The organism is Actinomadura sp. NPDC000929 (genome assembly GCF_040492065.1).
GTDB classification, from domain to species: Bacteria; Actinomycetota; Actinomycetes; order Streptosporangiales; family Streptosporangiaceae; genus Spirillospora; species Spirillospora verrucosospora.
Window position 1 is genome coordinate 1 of record NZ_JBEUPA010000153.1, and the last position, 19214, is coordinate 19214.

General features: G+C 71.4%; 17 protein-coding genes and 1 pseudogene. 9 read left to right on the forward strand and 9 right to left on the reverse strand.

Features of this window, described 5'->3' with window-relative positions; all coding sequences use genetic code 11:
- Positions 1 to 754: sensor histidine kinase (locus ABWI04_RS35185; protein ID WP_353835100.1), on the forward strand; the 754-nt coding region annotated here is incomplete at its 5' end.
- Complete coding sequence (locus tag ABWI04_RS35190; RefSeq protein ID WP_345183256.1) at positions 751 to 1407, forward strand: response regulator; 657 nt, start codon at positions 751 to 753, stop codon at positions 1405 to 1407. The genes ABWI04_RS35185 and ABWI04_RS35190, both read left to right, overlap by 4 nt.
- A gap of 70 nt (positions 1408 to 1477) precedes the next feature.
- Here ABWI04_RS35190 and ABWI04_RS35195 read toward each other — a convergent pair whose 3' ends face one another.
- Positions 1478 to 2668 carry an NAD(P)-dependent malic enzyme gene (locus ABWI04_RS35195; RefSeq protein WP_345183254.1) on the reverse strand — a complete coding sequence of 397 codons (1191 nt, stop codon included), beginning with the start codon at positions 2666 to 2668 and terminating at the stop codon, positions 1478 to 1480.
- 358 nt (positions 2669 to 3026) lie between these two features.
- On the opposite strand from ABWI04_RS35195, the gene ABWI04_RS35200 reads away from it, so the two are divergent.
- The 4 genes from ABWI04_RS35200 to ABWI04_RS35215 all read left to right on the forward strand — a co-directional run bounded on the left by ABWI04_RS35200 (position 3027) and on the right by ABWI04_RS35215 (position 6717).
- Positions 3027 to 3938, forward strand: coding sequence for an ABC transporter substrate-binding protein (locus ABWI04_RS35200; RefSeq protein WP_345183252.1), 912 nt, complete (start codon positions 3027 to 3029; stop codon positions 3936 to 3938).
- Positions 3939 to 3942: 4 nt separating this feature from the next.
- Entirely contained in the window at positions 3943 to 4854 is a 912-nt protein-coding gene (locus ABWI04_RS35205) for an amino acid ABC transporter permease (protein ID WP_345183250.1), read from the forward strand.
- Positions 4855 to 4919: 65 nt separating this feature from the next.
- Complete coding sequence (locus tag ABWI04_RS35210; protein WP_345183371.1) at positions 4920 to 5672, forward strand: amino acid ABC transporter ATP-binding protein; 753 nt, start codon at positions 4920 to 4922, stop codon at positions 5670 to 5672.
- A gap of 76 nt (positions 5673 to 5748) precedes the next feature.
- A complete protein-coding gene (locus ABWI04_RS35215) occupies positions 5749 to 6717 on the forward strand; it encodes a zinc-binding dehydrogenase (protein ID WP_353835101.1) in 969 nt (322 codons plus the stop codon).
- A 33-nt stretch (positions 6718 to 6750) separates the two neighbouring features.
- On the opposite strand, the gene ABWI04_RS35220 is transcribed toward ABWI04_RS35215, so the two are convergent.
- The 6 genes from ABWI04_RS35220 to ABWI04_RS35245 all read right to left on the reverse strand — a co-directional run bounded on the left by ABWI04_RS35220 (position 6751) and on the right by ABWI04_RS35245 (position 14600).
- Entirely contained in the window at positions 6751 to 7473 is a 723-nt protein-coding gene (locus ABWI04_RS35220; protein ID WP_353835102.1) for a PadR family transcriptional regulator, read from the reverse strand.
- A gap of 4 nt (positions 7474 to 7477) precedes the next feature.
- Positions 7478 to 8299 carry a DUF4097 family beta strand repeat-containing protein gene (locus ABWI04_RS35225; RefSeq protein WP_345183244.1) on the reverse strand — a complete coding sequence of 274 codons (822 nt, stop codon included), beginning with the start codon at positions 8297 to 8299 and terminating at the stop codon, positions 7478 to 7480.
- Positions 8300 to 8637: 338 nt separating this feature from the next.
- A complete protein-coding gene (locus ABWI04_RS35230; protein WP_345183242.1) occupies positions 8638 to 8814 on the reverse strand; it encodes a DUF6104 family protein in 177 nt (58 codons plus the stop codon).
- A gap of 72 nt (positions 8815 to 8886) precedes the next feature.
- Positions 8887 to 12549, reverse strand: a complete 3663-nt coding sequence (locus tag ABWI04_RS35235) for a multifunctional oxoglutarate decarboxylase/oxoglutarate dehydrogenase thiamine pyrophosphate-binding subunit/dihydrolipoyllysine-residue succinyltransferase subunit (protein WP_502913205.1) — start codon at positions 12547 to 12549, stop codon at positions 8887 to 8889.
- Positions 12550 to 12956: 407 nt separating this feature from the next.
- Complete coding sequence (locus ABWI04_RS35240; RefSeq protein WP_179833163.1) at positions 12957 to 13628, reverse strand: AIM24 family protein; 672 nt, start codon at positions 13626 to 13628, stop codon at positions 12957 to 12959.
- Between the two features lie 63 nt (positions 13629 to 13691).
- On the reverse strand, positions 13692 to 14600 hold the full coding sequence (locus ABWI04_RS35245) for a glutathione S-transferase family protein (RefSeq protein WP_345183235.1): 909 nt from the start codon (positions 14598 to 14600) through the stop codon (positions 13692 to 13694).
- Between the two features lie 153 nt (positions 14601 to 14753).
- Here ABWI04_RS35245 and ABWI04_RS35250 point away from each other — a divergent pair, with 153 nt between their 5' ends.
- The gene (locus tag ABWI04_RS35250; RefSeq protein WP_353835104.1) at positions 14754 to 15443 is read left to right on the forward strand and encodes a DedA family protein; all 690 of its coding nucleotides are present in this window, start codon (positions 14754 to 14756) and stop codon (positions 15441 to 15443) included.
- A gap of 13 nt (positions 15444 to 15456) precedes the next feature.
- On the opposite strand, the gene ABWI04_RS35255 is transcribed toward ABWI04_RS35250, so the two are convergent.
- Positions 15457 to 16521, reverse strand: coding sequence for an NAD(P)H-dependent amine dehydrogenase family protein (locus ABWI04_RS35255; RefSeq protein WP_353835105.1), 1065 nt, complete (start codon positions 16519 to 16521; stop codon positions 15457 to 15459).
- A 245-nt stretch (positions 16522 to 16766) separates the two neighbouring features.
- Here ABWI04_RS35255 and ABWI04_RS35260 point away from each other — a divergent pair, with 245 nt between their 5' ends.
- Positions 16767 to 17669 carry an SDR family oxidoreductase gene (locus ABWI04_RS35260; RefSeq protein WP_353835106.1) on the forward strand — a complete coding sequence of 301 codons (903 nt, stop codon included), beginning with the start codon at positions 16767 to 16769 and terminating at the stop codon, positions 17667 to 17669.
- 4 nt (positions 17670 to 17673) lie between these two features.
- Positions 17674 to 18471: an enoyl-CoA hydratase/isomerase family protein gene (locus ABWI04_RS35265; RefSeq protein ID WP_353835107.1), complete on the forward strand. Its 798-nt coding sequence runs from the start codon at positions 17674 to 17676 to the stop codon at positions 18469 to 18471.
- A gap of 262 nt (positions 18472 to 18733) precedes the next feature.
- Here the strand turns inward: ABWI04_RS35265 and ABWI04_RS35270 are convergent.
- A pseudogene (locus tag ABWI04_RS35270) lies at positions 18734 to 19214 on the reverse strand (hypothetical protein); the annotation flags it as partial.

The following is a 19214-nucleotide window of genomic DNA, read 5'->3' on the forward strand; positions in this document are numbered from 1 at the left end:
GCCGCCCGCGGGCCTCGCGGCGGTGACGGCGCTGGACGGCCTGGTCTGGCTGGCCGCCGCCGGCGCCGGGCTGGCGCTGCGGCTCCTGGACTCGCGGGCGCGCGGGGCGGCCGAGCAGGTCCGCCGGGCCGAGCGGCTGGAGCTGGCCCGGGAGCTGCACGACGTCGTGGCCCACCACATCACGGGCATGGTGGTCCAGGCGCAGGGCGCCCAGGTGGTCGCCCGCCGGGACCCGGAGCAGGTGAGCGGGTACCTCGGCGAGATGGAGGCCGCGGGCACCGAGGCCCTGGCCGCGATGCGGCGGGTCGTCGGGCTGCTGCGCGACGCCGACGACGCGGCGCCGGCGTCCCCCGGGCCGGAGCGCCTGGGCGCGCTGGTGGAGCGGTTCCGCCGGCAGGGCCCGGAGGTGCGGCTGAGCATGCCGGACGGGAACGCGGACGCCGCGTGGCCGCCGGAGGTGACCACCACCGTGTACCGCGTCGCCCGGGAGGCGCTGACGAACGTGCTGCGGCACGCGCCCGGGGCCCGCTCCGTCACGGTCACCGTCGAGCAGGGCCCGGAGGGCGTCACCGTGGAGGTCGCCGACGACGCCCCGGCGGCCCCGGCCCGGCACCCCTATCGCGGCGGCTACGGGCTGGTCGGCATGCGCGAGCGCGTCGAGTCGCTGGGCGGTTCGCTGGCCGCCGGACCGCGGCCCGGCGGCGGCTGGTCCGTCCGGGCGGCGCTGCCCGTCCCCGCGGGGCGGTCCCGGTGACCATCTCGGTCCTCCTCGCCGACGACCAGGCGATGGTCCGCCGCGGGCTGCGGCTCATCCTCGAGGACCAGCCCGACATCACCGTCGTCGGGGAGGCGGTCGACGGGGTCGAGGCGGTCGACCTGGCGCGGCGGCTCCGACCGGACGTGTGCCTGGTGGACATCCGGATGCCCCGGCTCGACGGCATCGCGGTGACCCGCGCGCTGGCCGGCCCGCAGGTGCCCGACCCGATGCGGGTCGTCGTGGTCACCACCTTCGACCTGGACGAGTACGTGTACGGGGCGCTGCGCGGCGGTGCGTGCGGCTTCGTCCTCAAGGACGCGGGGCCCGCGCTGCTCGTCGAGGCGGTCCGCGCCGCCCGCAACGGCGAGGCGCTGGTCTCGCCCTCCGTCACCGTCAGGCTGCTGCGGCACCTGGCGGCCGCCTCGGCGCCGCCGCGTGCCGAGCGGCCCCCGCCCCTGTCGGAGCGCGAACTCGACGTCGTCCGGGCCCTGGCGCGCGGCCTCACCAACCAGGAGATCGCCGCGGAGCTGTTCATCTCGTTGAGCACGGTCAAGAGCCACCTGGCGGGCATCCAGGCCAAGCTGGGGGTGCGGAACCGCGTCGGGATCGTCACCTGGGCATGGGAGAACAACCACGTGGAACCGTCCTGACGCGGCCCGGCCGCCCCTCCGACCGCCAAGCGGCCCGTGTTCCGGTGCGGAACACGGGCCGTCGGGAAGATCAGATGCGGGCGACGCCCTCCTCGCGGGCCTTGGCGGCCACCGCGGCCGTGACGGCCGGGGCGACGCGGTCGTCGAACGGGCCGGGGATGACGTAGTCGGCGGTCAGGTCGTCGCCGACGATGCCGGCGAGGGCGTTCGCCGCCGCCAGCTTCATCCCCTCGGTGATGGTGTGGGCCCGGACGTCCAGCGCGCCGCGGAAGATGCCGGGGAACGCCAGCACGTTGTTGATCTGGTTCGGGAAGTCGCTGCGGCCGGTCGCGACGACCTTGGCGTGCCTGCGGGCGACCTCGGGGTGCACCTCGGGGGTCGGGTTGGAGAGCGCGAAGACGATCGCGCTGTCCGACATCGTGGCGACGCACGACTCGTGGACGGTGCTGCCGGACAGGCCGATGAACACGTCGGCGCCGCGCAGCGCCTCCTCCGTGGAGCCCTTCAGGTGCGAGCGGTTGGTGATCGCGGCGATGCGCTCCTTGACGGGGTTCAGGCCGTCGCGCCCCTCGTGGATGATGCCCTTGCTGTCGGACAGGGCGATGTCGCCGATGCCCGCCTCGATCAGGATCTGCGAGACCGCGATGCCGGACGCGCCCGCGCCCGCCACGACCGCGCGCAGCTCCGACAGCGGCTTGCCGACGAAGCGCGCCGCGTTGGTGAGGGCGGCGAGCGCCACGATCGCGGTGCCGTGCTGGTCGTCGTGGAAGACGGGGATGTCGAGGGCGGCGCGCAGCCGGTCCTCGATCTCGAAGCAGCGGGGGGCGCTGATGTCCTCCAGGTTGATGCCGCCGAAGCTCGGCGCCATCCGGATCACGGTGTCGACGATCTCGTCGACGCCCGTGCAGTTCAGCGCGATCGGCACGGAGTCGACGTTCGCGAACTCCTTGAACAGCAGCGACTTGCCCTCCATGACCGGCATGGACGCCGCCGGGCCGATGTCGCCGAGCCCGAGCACCGCGGTGCCGTCGGTCACGACGGCGACGACCTTGGAGGTCCAGGTGTAGTCGTAGGCCAGCTCGGGGTTGTCGGCGATCGCGGTGCACACGCGGGCGACGCCCGGCGTGTAGGCCAGCGAGAGGTCGTCCTTGTTGCGGACGGGGATGGTCGAGCGCATCTCCAGCTTGCCGCCGCGGTGCAGCGGAAAGGCCGGATCGTCGTCCAGTGAGGGCGGTTCAGTGGGAATGGGCTGAGCAGCCACAGCGACCCCTGTCTGTGAAAGTTGGCTTTCTTGAGATGCCGCCGCGTGGTGGTGTGGTGTGGCCGGTCACCCGGTGGATCTCGCGACGCACGGGGGTCACCCGTTGTCTGATTGTGCCACAGGGGGCCGGACCCGCCCGGAGGCCGGGGTGGGTGGTGACCGTCACGTGACCGTGCCCACACGGTGGTGGGTCGGTCGCGTTGCGTAGGGCATACCCCTTGAGCACTGGCGGATCCGGGTTCGCCTCGTTGCGTGATTGTTTCGCACCCTTTATCCAGATCAGGGACGTTGTACGCCAAACTATGCACCTGACCTTCGGATCTACGCGGATCCGACGAAACCACCAGGAGGGGGACCAGTGAACACCGGTTCTCTGCGCCGCCGCGCCGTCGCGGCGAGCGCGCTCGTACTGACGGGCGCGCTCGCGCTGTCCGCATGCGGCGACAGCAACGACTCTGGCGACTCGGGCTCCGCGGCCTCGAACACGAGCGTGGACAGCAAGCTCGCCGCCATGGTCCCGGCCGCCATCAAGAGCGACGGGAAGATCTCGATCGGCACGGACGCCTCGTACCCGCCCAACGAGTCCGTCGACCCGGCCTCCCAGAAGATCGTCGGATGGGACGTCGACCTCTTCAACGCCGTCGCCGCCAAGCTCGGTCTGAAGACCCAGTACAGCAACGCGGGCTTCGACACGATCATCCCCGGCGTCCAGTCCGGCAAGTACGAGGCCGGCGTCTCCTCCTTCACCGACACCAAGGAGCGCGAGGGCGCCGTCGACTTCGTCACCTACTACTCGGCCGGGACGTCCTGGGCCGTGCTCAAGGGCAACCCGAAGGGCGTCAACCCCGACGACGCCTGCGGCAAGTCCATCGGCGTCCAGCAGGGCACCGTGCAGGTCGACGACCTCGCGGCGCGCAGCAAGAAGTGCACCGACGCGGGCAAGCCGGCCATCAAGAGCGTCGTCCGCAAGCAGCAGACCGAGGTCAACAACGACCTCGTCGCGGGCAAGGTCGACGGCATGGCCGCCGACTCGCCCATCGTCGGCGACGCGGTGAAGAAGACCGGCGGCAAGCTGGAGATCATCGGTCAGACCTACGACACCGCGCCCTACGGCTACGCGGTCGGCAAGAACTCCGGCCAGCTCAAGGAGGCCATCCAGGGCGCGCTCAAGGCTCTGATCGCCGACGGCACCTACAAGAAGATCCTCACCGACGCCGGTGTGGAGACCGGCGCGATCACCGAACCGAAGATCAACGGGGCGCAGAGCTGATCGCATGACGGTCGACAACGACGCCGGCAAGGGACGGCCTGAGGCGATCAAGGCCGTTCCCGTCCGGCATCCGGGGCGCTGGCTCGGGGCGGCGGTCGTCCTCGTGCTGGTCGCCATGTTCGTCCACTTCCTCCTGACCAGCAAGGCCCTCGACTGGTCGGAGCAGTGGAAGTACCTGTTCTCGGATCCGGTGCTCAAGGGCGTCCGGAACACGGTCTGGCTCACCCTGGCGGCCATGGTCGGCGGTGTCGTGCTCGGCATCGTGCTGGCGCTGATGCGGCTGTCGGCCAACCCTCTGCTGAGCGGTGCCGCCTGGGTGTACCTGTGGTTCTTCCGCGGCACGCCGCTCTACACGCAGCTGCTCATCTGGGGCGCGATCGGCACGCTGTTCCCGACGGTCGGGATCGGGATCCCCTTCGGTCCCGAGTTCGAGACGTGGAAGACGCAGGAACTGGTCAACGCCGCGCTCGCGGCGGCGCTCGGGCTCATCCTCAACGAGGCCGCCTACATGGCCGAGATCGTCCGGGCCGGCATCCTGTCGGTGGACGAGGGCCAGCAGGAGGCCGCGAGCGCGCTCGGCATGTCCCGGATGCAGACGATGCGGCGGATCGTGCTGCCGCAGTCGATGCGGGTCATCGTCCCGCCGACGGGCAACGAGGCGATCTCGATGCTGAAGAACACCTCGCTCGTCGTGGCCGTCCCGTACTCGGAGCTGACCTTCACCGCGCAGACCATCTACGCCAGCACGTACAAGATCATTCCGATGCTGGTGATGGCCTGCCTGTGGTACCTGCTCATCTCCTCGGTCATGATGATCGGGCAGTTCTACCTGGAGCGGTACTACAGCCGGGGCACCAGCAAGGGGGCGGAGGCCAGGCAGCGGCTCCGCTTCCGCGGCGGAGGAGGCGGCCAGTGAGCGGAGGCGAGGAGATCGTGGGCGACGCCCCGGCCGGCGTCCCGGAGCCCGCGAGCGGCGGGCTGATGGTCAAGTCCGAGGCGGTGCACAAGTCGTTCGGGCGCCTCGAGGTGCTGAAGGGCATCGACCTGGAGGTCAAGCCGGGTGAGGTGATGTGCGTCGTCGGACCGTCCGGCTCGGGCAAGTCGACGTTCCTGCGCTGCATCAACCACCTGGAGAAGATCAACGCCGGGCGGCTGTGGGTGAACGGCCACCTCGTCGGCTACCGGGAGTCGGGCGGCAAGCTCTACGAGCTGCGCGACCGGGAGGTCGCCGCCCAGCGCCGCGAGATCGGCATGGTCTTCCAGCGGTTCAACCTCTTCCCGCACATGACGGCGCTGGAGAACGTCATGGAGGCGCCGGTGCGGGTGAAGCGGCAGCCGAAGGGGGAGGCGAGGGAGCGGGCCGTCGCCCTGCTCACCCGGGTCGGCCTCGGCGACAAGGTGAGCAGCTACCCGGCGCAGCTGTCCGGCGGGCAGCAGCAGCGGGTCGCGATCGCGCGGGCCCTCGCCATGGAGCCCGCGCTGATGCTGTTCGACGAGCCCACCTCCGCGCTGGACCCCGAGCTCGTCGGCGAGGTCCTGGAGGTCATGAAGCAGCTCGCCCTTGACGGCATGACCATGGTCGTGGTCACCCACGAGATGGGCTTCGCCCGCGAGGTCGGCGACTCCCTGGTCTTCATGGACGGCGGCGTCGTGGTCGAGGAGGGCACCCCGCGGGAGGTCCTCGGCAACCCCAAGCACCCCCGGACGCAGGACTTCCTGTCCAAGGTGCTGTGACACCGGGCGCGCGGCCCGTCCCCGACACGCCGGGGCCGGGCCGTTCCGCTCGCCGGCCGGCGGTTAGTGTGCGTTCATGTTCGCTGTCACGGCCACACAGATCGACGCAGACCATCCGCTGAACGGGCTCACGCTGGGGGAGCGGCCCGACCCCGAGGTACCGGACGGCTGGACGACCGTCACGGTGAAGGCCGCCGCGCTCAACCACCACGACCTGTGGTCGCTGAAGGGCGTCGGCCTGCCCGCCGACCGGCTGCCCATGATCCTCGGCGGCGATGCGGCCGGGGTGGACGAGGACGGCAACGAGGTCATCGTCCACTCGGTGATCGGCGACCCGGACCGGGGCGGCGGCGACGAGACCCTCGACCCCAGGCGGTCGCTGCTGTCGGAGGTCCACCCCGGGACGCTCGCGGAGAAGGTGGCGGTGCCGCGCCGCAACCTCGTCCCCAAGCCGGCCGAGCTGTCGTTCGAGGAGGCGGCCTGCCTCCCCACCGCCTGGCTCACCGCGTACCGGATGCTGTTCGGCAAGGCCGGGCTCCAGCCCGGCGGGTCCGTGCTGGTGCAGGGCGCGGGCGGCGGCGTCGCGACCGCGGCGATCGCGCTGGCGGCCGCCGCCGGCTACCGCGTCTACGCCACCAGCCGCAGCGAGGCCAAGCGCAGGCGCGCCGAGGAGATCGGGGCGGACGCCGCCTTCGAGACGGGCGCGCGGCTGCCCGAGCGGGTCGACGCCGTGATCGAGACCGTCGGCCAGGCGACCTGGTCGCACTCGCTGAAGTCGCTGCGCCCCGGCGGGCGCGTCGTGGTGTCGGGCGCGACCAGCGGCCAGGTGCCGCCCGCCGAGCTGAACCGCGTGTTCTTCCTCCAGCTCCAGATCGTCGGCTCCACGATGGGGACCCGCGACCAGCTGGAGCGGCTCGCGCGGTTCCTGGTCAAGACCGGCGTGCGGCCGCAGATCGACCGCGTCCTGCCGCTCGGCAGGGCGGAGGAGGGCTTCACCGCGATGGCGGAGGGCGACCTCTTCGGAAAGATCGTCTTCACGCCCTGACGCCGTGGGGGAGGCCGTGGCCGGGGCTCCCGGTCACGGCTCCCGGTCGAAGATCTCGTTCCGCAGCCGCTCGCGCGCCTCGTCGAGGACGGCCTGCGCCGCGGCGAGGTCGTCGTCGTCCAGCCGGGCGTTCTTCGCGGACCCGCGGACGTCCTCGACGAACCGGCGCAGCAGGCGCTCCAGCTTGAGGCGGGCGACGTCCTCGCGGGTCCCGGTCGCCGTCTTCCAGGCGTCGTCCCAGTTCTGCCGCCACTCCTCCTTCCACGCCTGCGTCTGCTCCCGCCAGTGCTCCTTCTGCCGGCGCCACTCGTCCTTCTGGCGCTCGGTGGTCTCCTTCCACGCGTCCTTGGACGTGGCCTTGCCCTGGTCGCGCATCGTCCGGGCGGCCTGCGTCAGCTCCTCGCGCAGCGTCCGGACGGTCTGGCGGACGTCCTCCTGCACGCCGCGCGCGAACTCCTGCGCGGAGGCGGCGATCTCATCCTCCAGTTCGGCCAGCTCGTCCATCCGGCGCTCCAGCTCCTCGCGTCCCTTGTCGGTCAGCGAGTACACCTTCTTGCCCTTGACCACCTCATGGGTGACCAGGCCCTCGGCCTCCAGCCGGGCCAGCCGCGGGTAGATGGTGCCGGGGGAGGGCGAGTACACCCCGAGGAACCGGTCCTGCAGGAGCCGGATCACCTCGTAGCCGTGCCGTGGGCTCTCCTCCAGCAGCTTGAGCAGGTACAGCCGCAGGCGACCGTGGCCGAAGACGGGGCTCACGTCGTCACTTCTCCATTCGGGGTGTGGTGATCTCCGGGGCGTCGTCGTCGCGGCCGAGGAGGGCGATCGTGCCGGAGACCGTGTTGACCGCGACCCGCCCCGAGCCGTCCCCCATCTTCCCGCTGACGGAGCGCGACACGGCGCGTTCCTGGCGGTCGAACGGGAAGGACGTCTCGATCCGCCCCGCCGCCGAGTTCAGCGTCACCCGCGCGTCCGTGGACGCCGGGACGCGCAGCGCCACCTCGCCCGAGACCGTGTTCACCTCGACGCCGCCGCTGCCGGACAGGTCGACGTCGGCGGCGATGCGGCCGCTGACCGTCCGCGCCGCGAGCCGCTCGACGGACGCCCCGGCAAGCGTCAGGTCACCGGAGACGGAGGTGAACGACACCGTCCCGTCCAGGCCCTGCGCCTCGACCGCGCCCGAGACCGTGTTCGCGTCGATCGCGCCCGCCACCCCGTCGAGCGTCACCTCGCCCGAGGCGCTCTTGATCGACGTGCGGGCCGTCGTGCCGGTCACCACCGCGTCGGCCGACACCAGGTTGAGGCTGACCGGGCAGTCGTGCGGGACGGTCACGGTGACCTCCGCGCGGACCCGCTGGTTGCGCAGCCAGCCGAGCACGCCCTCCCAGATCTTCTCGTGGGTGACGGTCAGCATCCCCGCCTCGTGCGTGACCACCAGCGGCGGCCCCTCGACGCCGCCCACCATGATGGAGGGGCGCTCGTCGGAGGCGAGCACCGACACGCTGCCCGCGATCAGCGTGACCCTCAGCGCGACCACGCCGTCGAAGTCGAGGGTGGTCGGTTCGTCGATCGTCCAGCGCGACATCACGATGTGCCCTTCGTCCGAGAGGCCTGCCGTCAGTTAACACGATATGTCGCGTCTTTGAGAAGTCAAGACATATCGCGTTACCCCGGAGGTGGGTCCGGGCCCCGAAGTGACTGATCGGCGCCCTGCGCTGCGCTGGCGCTCCGCTCCGGTCGCCGGTGGTGCGCCTTCTGGGGGCGGACCCCCAGACCCCCCGAAGAGACTGACCGGCGCCCTGCGCTCCGCTGGCGCTCCGCTCCGGTCGCCGGTGGTGCCCCCTCTGGGGGGCGGACCCCCAGACCCCCCGAAGTGACTGACCGGCGCCCTCCGCTCCGCTGGCGCTACGCTCCGGTCGCCGGTCAGTCCTCTTCCTCGTCCAGGCGGGCGAGCCAGGTGGCGAGGCGCTCGACGGGGGTCTCGAACTCGGGGTTCAGGTCGACGAACTCGCGGAGCCGGCCCGCCAGCCACTCCAGGCTGACCTCCTCGGCGCCGCGCCGGTCCGCCAGCTCCTCGATCCCGCGGTCGGTGAAGTACATCGCGTCCCCTCCCCATGGACGCCGAGGGCCCCGGCGCGGTGCACCGGAGCCCTCGGATCGATCAGTACCGCTCTACTTCTGCTCGCCGAACAGGCGCGCGAGCAGCGCCTCCTGCTCCGCCTGGTGCAGCTTCGCCGAACCCACCGCCGGGGACGAGGACGCCGGGCGCGACACCCGCGACATCTTCAGCCCGTCGATGTGGCGCGGCAGCTTCAGCGCCATGAACGGCCAGGCGCCCATGTTGGCGGGCTCGTCCTGCACCCAGACGACCTCGACGTCGGCCGGGTACTTGGCCAGCTCCGCCTTGATCTCGTCGACCGGCGGCGGGTAGAGCCGCTCGACCCGCACGACCGCGGTGTCGTTCGCGCCCGTCGCCTGCCGCGCCTTCACCACGTCGTAGTAGATCTTGCCGGTGGTGAGCAGCACCCGCCGCACGCCCGCCGGGTCGATCGCCGGGTCGCTCTCCGGGATGACCGGCTGGAACGCGCCGCCGGTGATCTCCTCGACCGGGGACGTGGCCGCCTTCAGCCGCAGCAGCGACTTCGGCGTGAACACGACCAGCGGCTTGTGCCGGTTCGACAGCACCTGCCAGCGCAGCAGGTGGAAGTAGTTCGCCGAAGTGGTCGGGTAGGCGACCGTCATGTTGTCCTGCGCGCACAGCTGCAGGTACCGCTCGATCCGCGCGGACGAGTGGTCGGGCCCCTGGCCCTCGTAGCCGTGCGGCAGCAGCAGCACGACGCCCGAGTGCTGGCCCCACTTCTGCTCGCCGGAGGAGATGTACTCGTCCACGATCGACTGGGCCCCGTTGGCGAAGTCGCCGAACTGGGCCTCCCAGCACACGAGCGCGTCGGGCCGGGTCATCGAGTAGCCGTACTCGAAGCCCATCGCGGCGTACTCGCTGAGCAGCGAGTCGTGCACGTAGAACTTCGACACGCCCTGCCCGAACTGCTTGAGCGGCGTGTACTCCTCGCCCGTCCTGCGGTCGACGAGCACCGCGTGCCGCTGGCCGAACGTGCCGCGCCGGGTGTCCTGACCGACGAGCCGCACCGGGTGGCCGTCGATCAGCAGCGAGCCCATCGCCAGCAGCTCGCCGGTCGCCCAGTCGATCGCGTCGTCCTCGATCATCTGGGCGCGGCGCTGCAGGATCGGCTGGAGCCGCGGGTGCGGCGTGAAGCCCTCCGGCAGGCTGACCTGGGTGTCGATGATGCGCTTCACCGTCTCCAGCGGGATCGCCGAGCCGGCGCTGCCGTGGTCGATCGGGATGCGCTCCTCGACGTCGGGCTTCACGACCGAGCCCGGTTCGAGGGGCTTCTTCACGGCCTCGCGGGTCTCGGTGAAAGCCCGCTCCAGCTGCTCCTGGTAGTCGCGGAGCGCCTGCTCGGCCTCCTCCACCGTGATGTCGCCGCGGCCGATCAGGGCCTCGGTGTAGAGCTTGCGCACGGACCGCTTGGCATCGATCAGGTCGTACATCAGCGGCTGCGTGAACGAGGGGTTCTCGCCCTCGTTGTGGCCGCGCCGCCGGTAGCAGATCATGTCGATGACGACGTCCTTCTTGAACGTCTGCCGGTACTCGAACGCCAGCCGCGCCACCCGCGCGCACGCCTCGGGGTCGTCGCCGTTCACGTGGAAGATCGGCGCCTGGATCATCCGCGCCACGTCGGTGGCGTAGACGCTGGAGCGGGAGTACTCCGGCGCGGTGGTGAAGCCGACCTGGTTGTTGATGATCACGTGCACGCTGCCGCCGGTGCGGTAGCCGCGCAGCTGCGACAGGTTCAGCGTCTCGGCCACCACGCCCTGCCCGGCGAACGCGGCGTCGCCGTGGATCAGGATCGGCAGCACGGTGAAGCCGGCCTCGCCGACGTCCAGCAGGTCCTGCTTGGCGCGGACGACGCCCTCCAGCACCGGGTCGACCGTCTCCAGGTGGGAGGGGTTCGCGACCAGCTCGGTGTGGATCTTGGAGCCGTCGCCGGCGACGAAGTCGCCGGACGCCCCGAGGTGGTACTTCACGTCGCCGGAGCCCTGGGCGCTGCGCGGGTCGAGGTTGCCCTCGAACTCGCCGAAGATCTGCCCGTAGGACTTGCCGACGATGTTGGCGAGGACGTTCAGCCGGCCGCGGTGCGCCATGCCGATGACGACCTCGTCCAGGCTGGCCTTGGCCGCCGCCGAGATCACCGAGTCGAGCAGCGGGATGACCGACTCGCCGCCCTCCAGGGAGAACCGCTTCTGCCCGACGAACTTCGTCTGCAGGAACGTCTCGAAGGCCTCGGCGCTGTTCAGCCGCCGCAGCACGTGCAGCTGCTCCTCGCGCGAGGGCTTGTCGTGCGGGACCTCGACGCGCTCCTGGATCCAGGCGCGCTCCTCCGGGTCCTGGATGTGCATGTACTCGATGCCGACCGTGCGGCAGTACGCCATCCGCAGCACGCCGAGGATGTCGCGCAGCTTCATCGTCGGCTTGCCGCCGAACCCGCCGGTCGCGAACTCGCGCTCCAGGTCCCACAGGGTGAGGCCGTGCTTGAGGATGTCGAGGTCGGGGTGGCGGCGCTGCTTGTACTCCAGCGGGTCGGTGTCGGCCATCAGGTGGCCCCGGACCCGGTAGGCGTGGATCAGCTCGTGGACGCGGGCGACCTTGGCGACGTCGTCCTCGTGGGTGGCGGAGATGTCCTTGACCCAGCGCACCGGCTCGTACGGGATGCGCAGCGCCTCGAAGATCTCGTCGTAGAAGCCGTCCTCGCCGAGCAGCAGCTGGTGGATGCGGCGCAGGAAGTCGCCGGACTGCGCGCCCTGGATGATCCGGTGGTCGTAGGTGGAGGTCAGCGTCATGACCTTGCTGATCCCCATGCGCGACAGGGTGTCGCTCGACGCGCCCGCGAACTCGGCCGGGTACTCCATGGCGCCGACGCCGATGATCGTGCCCTGGCCGGGCATCAGCCGCGGCACCGAGTGGACGGTGCCGATCGTGCCCGGGTTGGTCAGGCTGATCGTGGTGCCCTGGAAGTCCTCCAGGGTGAGCTTGCCGCCGCGGGCCTTGCGGACGATCTCCTCGTAACCGGCCCAGAACTGACGGAAGTCCAGCGTCTCGGCGGCCTTGATGCTCGGCACCACGAGCTGGCGCGAGCCGTCGTCCTTCTGCAGGTCGATGGCCAGCCCGAAGTTCACGTGCTCCGGCCTGATCAGGACCGGCTTGCCGTCCACCTCGGTGAACGCGGCGTTCATCTCGGGCATCGCGGTCAGGGCCCTGACGATCGCGTACCCGATCAGGTGCGTGAAGGAGACCTTGCCGCCGCGCCCGCGCTTGAGGTGGTTGTTGATGACGATGCGGTTGTCGATCAGCAGCTTGGCAGGGACGGCGCGCACGCTGGTCGCCGTCGGCACGCCGAGGCTGGCCTCCATGTTGGTGGCCGTCCGGGCGGCGACGCCGCGCAGCCGGACCTCCTCGGCCCCCGCCGGCACCGGCGGGGGCGCCGGCTTGTCCGCCTTCGGGGCCTTGGCGGCCGGCTTGGCCGGAGCCTTCGGCGGCGCGGCCGGTGGCTGCGGTGTCGGCGGAGCGGCCGCCGTGCCGTTGGCGGCCTTCGGGGCCGCGCCGTCGGCCTGGGGGATGGCGGACACGGGCCGGCTGCCCGGCTGGTAGTCCGCGAAGAAGTTCCACCAGGCTTCGTCAACGGAGTTGGGGTCGTCGAGGTACTTCTGGTACAGCTCGTCGACCAGCCACTCGTTGGCGCCGAAATCGGTCAGCATCGGGTCGGCACTAGTATGCGACGACTCTGTCGACACGGCGGAGATCGCCCTCTTCCGCAGCTCGCAGGTAAGTTCTGAGACGCATCAAGGCTACTCGCACTTACCCCCGCACCACGCCAGCGCGTCGCAACCCCGCCCACACCGCCCCGTCCATTGGCTGAACCGGCCGAAGGCAGGGCCGTGCCTTCGGCAAGATCCACCAACGTGCTCCCCCTCCTCGGCCGTCGCCGAAACCACGCGACGACCCCAACGGTCGCGATCGCGTCCGAAGGCAGGTTCGAGCTCGCGAGAACCTGATCGCGCAGCGAGCCTCTGGGCGAGTCGGAGCGATGCCAGCGATCGCCCGCAGTGCTCGACGATGGAGGGCGCTCAGCGCCCGAAGGAGGAGGGCACTGCAATAAGCACTGCTAGTGAGTATGCGGGGCGACGGTCGGGCCTTCGGAGGCCTGGATGAGGACGAAGCCCTGGCCCTGGTAGGCGAGCTGCATCGCTTCGCCGCTGCCGCGGCCGATGAGGGCGCTGGCCTTGAAGGTGCGGTTGACGCCGACCTGGAGGCTCGTGCTCCACGCGACGGCGGACTGGCCGTCGGCGAACGTGGGGGCGCGGCCGCAGTCGAGCATCACGGGGGTGCCGTGCGTGGTGAGCGCCACCCAGCCGGTGCCCTGGAGGGTGGTGTTGAACAGGCCGCCCGCGGCGATGCCCGCGCCCTGGACGCGCTGGATGTCGGACTGGAGGTGCGAGTCGTAGGCGAGGATGTTCTTGCCGTTGACGGTGATGCCCTCGTTCTCCAGGTAGAACAGGTGGATGTCGTCGGCGTCGTTGGCGACGAACAGCAGGCCCTGGCCCTTGACGCGCATGAGGGGGACGCCCTCGCCGGTCAGGGCCTTCTTCATGAACTTGCCGATGCCGCCCGCGCCCTCGTAGTCGAACTCCATCTGCCCCTGGAAGGCGACCATGGAGCCCTGCCGGGCGAGGACGTCGCCGTTCAGGTGGACCCGGAGCATCTTGGAGTTCTGGAGGGCGAAGTGGCCGGGGAGCTGCTGTCCCTGTTCGAGGTTGCCGAAGAACTGGCTGCGCATGGTGGGGTCGTGCCTCTCGTGGGGGATTACTGGAGATGCGCCAGCATAACCAGGGAGAAGCGGTCAACGTCCCCGGTCATGCGGGGCGGTCCAGTCCACGAGCGGGCCCTTGGCGACGACGCCTGAGGGGTTGATGTTCCGCTGGGTCACGTAGTAGTGCCGCTTGATGTGGTCGAAATTCGTGGTCTCGCCGAACGCGGGGTTCGAGTAAAGGTCGCGGGCGTAGCCCCACAGGTTCTCGTAGTCGGCGAGGCGCCGCAGGTTGCACTTGAAGTGGCCGTGGTAGACGGCGTCGAAGCGGGCGAGCGTCGGGTAGAGCCGGACGTCGGCCTCGGTGATCTCGTCGCCGAACAGGTAGCGGCGCGTGGACAGGCGCTCCTCCAGCCGGCCGAGGGTGTCGAAGAGGGCGTCGAAGGCCTCCTCGTAGGCGCCCTGCGAGGTGGCGAAGCCCGCCTTGTACACGCCGTTGTTGACGGTCTGGTAGACGAGCTCGTTCAGCTCGTCGATCTCGGGGCGCAGCGCCTCGGGGTACAGGTCGGGCGCGCCGGGGCGGTGGTGGGCGGTGAACTCCGTCTCGAACATCGTGGTGATGTTCGGGAAGTCGTTGGTGACCAGGCGCTCGGTCTCGGTGTCCCAGACGCAGGGCACGGTGTAGCGGCCCTGGAACGCCGGGTCGGTGGACAGGTACAGCTCGGAGAGGAAGACGGCGCCGGTCACCGGGTCGCGGTCGGGGAACCGCCAGCCCCGCTCGTCCCGGATGGGGTCGACGACGCCGACGCCGATCGCGTCCTCCAGGCCGAGGAGCCGCCGCACGATGAGGGTGCGGTGCGCCCACGGGCACGCGTAGGAGACGAAGAGCCGGTACCGCCCGGGCTCGGCGGGCAGTCCGCTCGACCCGTCCGCCGTGATCCGCTCGGTGAACCGGTTCGCCTGACGGACGAAGCGGCCTCCCTCGACCTCCTGGACGCTCATGCCCGTCTCCCTCCGAAGTAGGTGAGGACGGCCCCCGGTCCGGCACCTGAGGGCGATCCGGATACGGGAACCTCGCGGCTACCATAACCGTCGGTATCCAGTGTGAAACGGCCGCGACGGCCGACCGGCGGATCGACGAGGTGGCGGGGGTCCATGCTCGAGCAGTTCAACGCCCTGGTGGACGGCCTTCCACCGGCGATGATCTATCTGATCATCGCGGCGCTGGTGTTCGCGGAGGCCGCGCTGTTCGTCGGCTTCGTGTTCCCCGGCGAGACAGCGATCGTGGTCGGCGGCGTCCTGGCCAGCCAGCACGTGCTGTCGCTGCCGCTGCTGCTGGTCGTCGCGGTGGTCGCCGCGGTGGCCGGCGACTCCGTCGGCTACGAGATCGGCCGCAAGTACGGGCCTCGGCTGCTGGACGTCAAGATGATGCGAAGACACCGGTCGAAGGTCGCGGCCGCGCAGGACATGATCCGCCGCCGCGGCGCGTTCGCGGTGTTCATCGGCCGGTTCACGGCGCTGCTGCGGGCGCTCATGCCGGCGCTCGCGGGCAGTTCGCGGCTGCCGTATCCGAAGTTCCTGCTCTTCAACGTCATCGGCGGCGTCACGTGGGTGGTGACGTTCACGCTCGGCGGCTTCTTCGCGGGCACGGCGTTCGAGCACGCGGCCAAGCTCGCGGGCCGGGGCCTGGCCATCGGGCTGGCGGCGGCGGCCGTCGTCGCGCTGGTGGTGTGGAGCGTCCGCAAGCACCGCCGCGAGGCCCGCGAGGAGGCCGAGGCCCAGGCTGCCGAGGACGTCGCCGGGGACGGCGAGGAGGCGGAGTCGGCGCCGACGCTGCCGTCCTGACGGGCGGGCGCGTTCAGAAGTGCATCCGCCCGCTGATCATCGGCAGGTCCAGGTAGGTGCGGATGCCGGGGTCGGCCCCGCACACCGCCGGGACGGAGTTCAGCGCGTGCGCGGACGCGGCGGAGATCGCGTCGCGGACCCACTCCTCGCCGGCCGTCAGCGTGAGCGGCGGCCGGCCGTCCACGCGCAGCGAGTACCCGGGCCGCCCCCACACGTCGGGCATCCGCGCGGCGTCGGCCTTGTGCACGATCTCGACGGTGATCACCGGCCGGCCGGCGGCGAAGCCGTTGAACGTCCAGCGGTCGGCGGCGACCGTGCCGCGCGGGATCGGACCGGCGGCGGTGGCGAGGTCGGCGCCGGCCAGCCGGTGGTCGACGTCCACGTCGATCTCGTCGAGCTCGACGCCGAGCCCGGCGGCGACCAGGTGCAGGCTCTCGGAGAACAGCGTCCGCATCGCGGCCCGGTGGGGGCGCAGCGCGCGGAGGTACTCCTCCTCGTCCTTGCCGAACCCGAGCAGGTCGTGGACCAGACGCCAGGACGGGTGCCGGGCGAAGTCGGAGCACTCGCGGGCGTAGACGTGGGTGATCCGGCGCGACAGCCGCGACAGCACCAGCGGCATCACGTCGGCCATGAAGCCGTGGCTGACGCCGCTGCCGTGCACCGACACTCCGCCCCGCTTGCAGGCCTGCTCCAGCTCGTTCACGAAGAGCGGGCCGTGCGCCCGCGGGTAGACCAGCCCGGTGAGGGAGACCAGGTTCTTGCCGGACGCCAGCAGCGCGCAGATCGTGTCCAGCTCGGCGAACCGGTCGGACTTGGGAGTCGGGGCGTAGAGGACGCAGTCGGCGTCCAGGCCGAGGATCTCGCCGAGGTCGCCGGTCGCGGCGACGCCGACCGGGTCGCGTCCGGCGAGCGTCCCGGCGTCGGAGCCCACCTTGGCGGGGGTGTGCACCCACGCGCCGGCGAGCTCCATGTCGTCGCGGTCGAGGACGCCCCGGATCGCGCTGCGCCCGAGCGCGCCCGTCGCCCACTGCACCACCCGGTAGCGGCGGCCGGGCGCGGACGCGGTGGCGGTGCTCATCGCACGGGACCTCCGTTGCTCCTCGTGATGCCGACGGGGGAGGAGACTACGCGGTGGGCACGGAGGGAATTGCGGCAAATGGCGCAACTTCCTCGCACGTCCCATCGTACGCAGGACTGGTCCGGCGTCCAGCCGGGAAGGAACCCGGGGGCCGCGGCCGAGCGGGATTCGGTTTAGTGGTACCACTGGGTAACCCCTTGATGATTACCTGGGGGCGTAGTCGGTGCGATGTGAGGAGACACGAGATGTCGGAACTGCGCTACGACGGCCGCGTGGCGGTCGTGACCGGGGCTGGTCACGGCCTCGGCCGGCAGCACGCGCTGGAGCTCGCCGCGCGCGGCGCCAAGGTCGTCGTCAACGACCTCGGCGGTGACCGGACCGGTACCGGCGCCTCCGCCGGCCCCGCCCAGGAGGTCGTGGACGAGATCAAGAAGAACGGCGGCGAGGCCGTCGCGAACCCCGACAACGTCGCCACCCCCGAGGGCGCGCAGGCGATCGTGAAGACCGCGCTGGACGCCTTCGGCAAGGTCGACATCGTCGTCAACAACGCGGGCATCCTGCGCGACAGGTCGTTCAAGAACATGTCGGTCGAGGAGTTCGACTCGGTCATCGCCGTCCACCTGCGCGGCTCGTTCCTGGTCTCCAGCGCCGCCTGGCCGCACCTGCGCGAGCAGGGCTACGGCCGGATCGTGAACACCTCCTCGCCCGCGGGCCTGTTCGGCAACTTCGGCCAGGCCAACTACTCCACGGCCAAGATGGGGCTGGTCGGGTTCACCAAGACCCTCGCCCAGGAGGGCGCCAAGTACAACATCAAGGCCAACGCGATCGCCCCGGTCGCCTGGACCCGGATGACCGAGGACCTGCTGCCCGCCGACTTCGCCGACAAGCTCGGCGTCGAGCAGGTCACCCCGCTCGTGGCCTACCTCGTGCACGAGTCCATCGAGGACTCCGGCCAGGTCTACACGGTCGGCGGCGGCCGGATCGCGAAGATCTTCGTGGCGGAGGGCCCCGGCTACGGGCAGAAGGAGACGCTGTCGGTCGAGGACGTCCGGGACAACTGGGCGGCCATCGGCGCGGCGGAGCCGCTGACCGTGTTCGGCAACGTGGGCGAGCAGATGGGCCCGCTGATCCAGCAGCTCACGTCCTGAGCCGTTGGCCGGGATCGAGCTCGACCGGCGGGACGGGGTGCTCACGATCACCCTGTCCCGTCCGGAGCGCCTGAACGCGGTCGACGGCGCGCTGACCGAGGAGATGCTGGACGTCCTCAACGGGCTGATGCGCGACCCGTCCACCCGGGTGGTCGTGCTGACCGGCGCGGGCCGCGGATTCTGCTCGGGCATGGACCTGCAGGGCGGCGACCCGGCCGGCGCGTCCGGGGAGGGCCGCGTCCAGCGGCTCTACCGGGGCATCGCCCGGGGCGGCGAGGTCACCGCCCGGCTGCGGGAGATCCCGCAGCCGGTGATCGCGGCGCTGCACGGCCCCGTCGCGGGCATGGGCGTGTCCTGGGCGCTGGCCTGCGACCTGCGGGTCGCCGACCCGACGACCCGTTTCGTCGTGCCGTTCGTCGACCTCGGGCTCTCGGCCGGGGACTGCGGCCTGTCCTGGCTGCTGCCGCGCCTGGTCGGGCCGGCGAAGGCCGCGGAGGTCTGCTACCGGGCGCAGCGCCTGGACGCGGCGCGCGCCGACGCCCTCGGCCTCGTCACCGAGATCGCCCCCGAGGGCGGGGACCTGGCCGCCGCCCAGGCCCTCGCCGACGAGCTGCTCGGCAGGTCGCCCTACGGCCTGAGCCGCACGAAGGAACTGCTCAACGCGTCCCTGGACGTTCCCGGTCTGCGGCGGCAGCTCATGGCGGAGACGGCCGTGCAGACGCTGGCCTTCTTCAGCGAGGACCTCGCCGAGGGAATGGCGGCCGCGCTGGAGAAACGCCGTCCGGAGTTCAAGAACCGCTAGCCCTGGAACCGCCGGAGGGGCGAGGAGTCGCTTCCCGGCGGATCGCCGGCGCCGTGACCGGCCCAAGGGGGTGAGCCCCCTTGGGCCAGGGCCGGTCTCGAATGGCCCCGGCCACGTGCGCGAACGCGTGAACTGCCCGGTGTCGCGACGCCGAAGGCGAGCGATACCGGGCAGATCGCGAAGCGATGCCGCGTTCGCCAAGGCCGGGTCACGTAGCGAGCCGCCAGGCGAGCGAAGTGGGCCGGGACTTCGAAGACACGGGTCAGTCGGCGAGTGCGGTGGAGAGCGCCTCGACGTAGCGGAGGGCGGCCAGGCGGGCCAGGGCCGGGTGGGCGCCCAGGGGCGCGGAGTGGGCGGAGCCCACGGCGGCGGCGGCCGCCCCGATCAGCGCGGCCTCCGGCTCGGGCCCGATCAGGTGCGGGGCGACGGCGATGGACGCCGCGCCGGCCGCGCGGAGCTGCTCGTAGGCGGCCTTCACCGACGCCTCGTCGTTCAGCGAGGCGGTGAAGACGGGGGCCGCGAGCCGGGAGGCCAGGAGCACGCCGGTGACCTCGGCCTGCCGGACGGCGGCCGCGTCGCCCGGAGTGGCGACGATCACGCCGGACGCGGCCGTCACCATCGTCATCAGCCTGATCCGGTCGGCGCGGGCGAGCCCCGCGTCGGCGAGCCGGTCGTGCAGCGCCTCGGCGTGACGCTCACGCTCGGCCGGCACGATACGACGGAGACCGGTCAACACGGCATCC

Coding starts and splice junctions, on each gene's coding strand:
- ABWI04_RS35235 (WP_502913205.1), bottom strand. CDS start 12,549: ATGCTGACCGATTTCGGCGCCAACGAGTGGCTGGTCGACGAGCTGTAC.
- ABWI04_RS35255 (WP_353835105.1), bottom strand. CDS start 16,521: ATGAGCACCGCCACCGCGTCCGCGCCCGGCCGCCGCTACCGGGTGGTG.
- ABWI04_RS35260 (WP_353835106.1), top strand. CDS start 16,767: ATGTCGGAACTGCGCTACGACGGCCGCGTGGCGGTCGTGACCGGGGCT.
- ABWI04_RS35215 (WP_353835101.1), top strand. CDS start 5,749: ATGTTCGCTGTCACGGCCACACAGATCGACGCAGACCATCCGCTGAAC.
- ABWI04_RS35245 (WP_345183235.1), bottom strand. CDS start 14,600: ATGAGCGTCCAGGAGGTCGAGGGAGGCCGCTTCGTCCGTCAGGCGAAC.
- ABWI04_RS35225 (WP_345183244.1), bottom strand. CDS start 8,299: ATGTCGCGCTGGACGATCGACGAACCGACCACCCTCGACTTCGACGGC.
- ABWI04_RS35250 (WP_353835104.1), top strand. CDS start 14,754: ATGCTCGAGCAGTTCAACGCCCTGGTGGACGGCCTTCCACCGGCGATG.
- ABWI04_RS35240 (WP_179833163.1), bottom strand. CDS start 13,628: ATGCGCAGCCAGTTCTTCGGCAACCTCGAACAGGGACAGCAGCTCCCC.
- ABWI04_RS35205 (WP_345183250.1), top strand. CDS start 3,943: ATGACGGTCGACAACGACGCCGGCAAGGGACGGCCTGAGGCGATCAAG.
- ABWI04_RS35210 (WP_345183371.1), top strand. CDS start 4,920: ATGGTCAAGTCCGAGGCGGTGCACAAGTCGTTCGGGCGCCTCGAGGTG.
- ABWI04_RS35230 (WP_345183242.1), bottom strand. CDS start 8,814: ATGTACTTCACCGACCGCGGGATCGAGGAGCTGGCGGACCGGCGCGGC.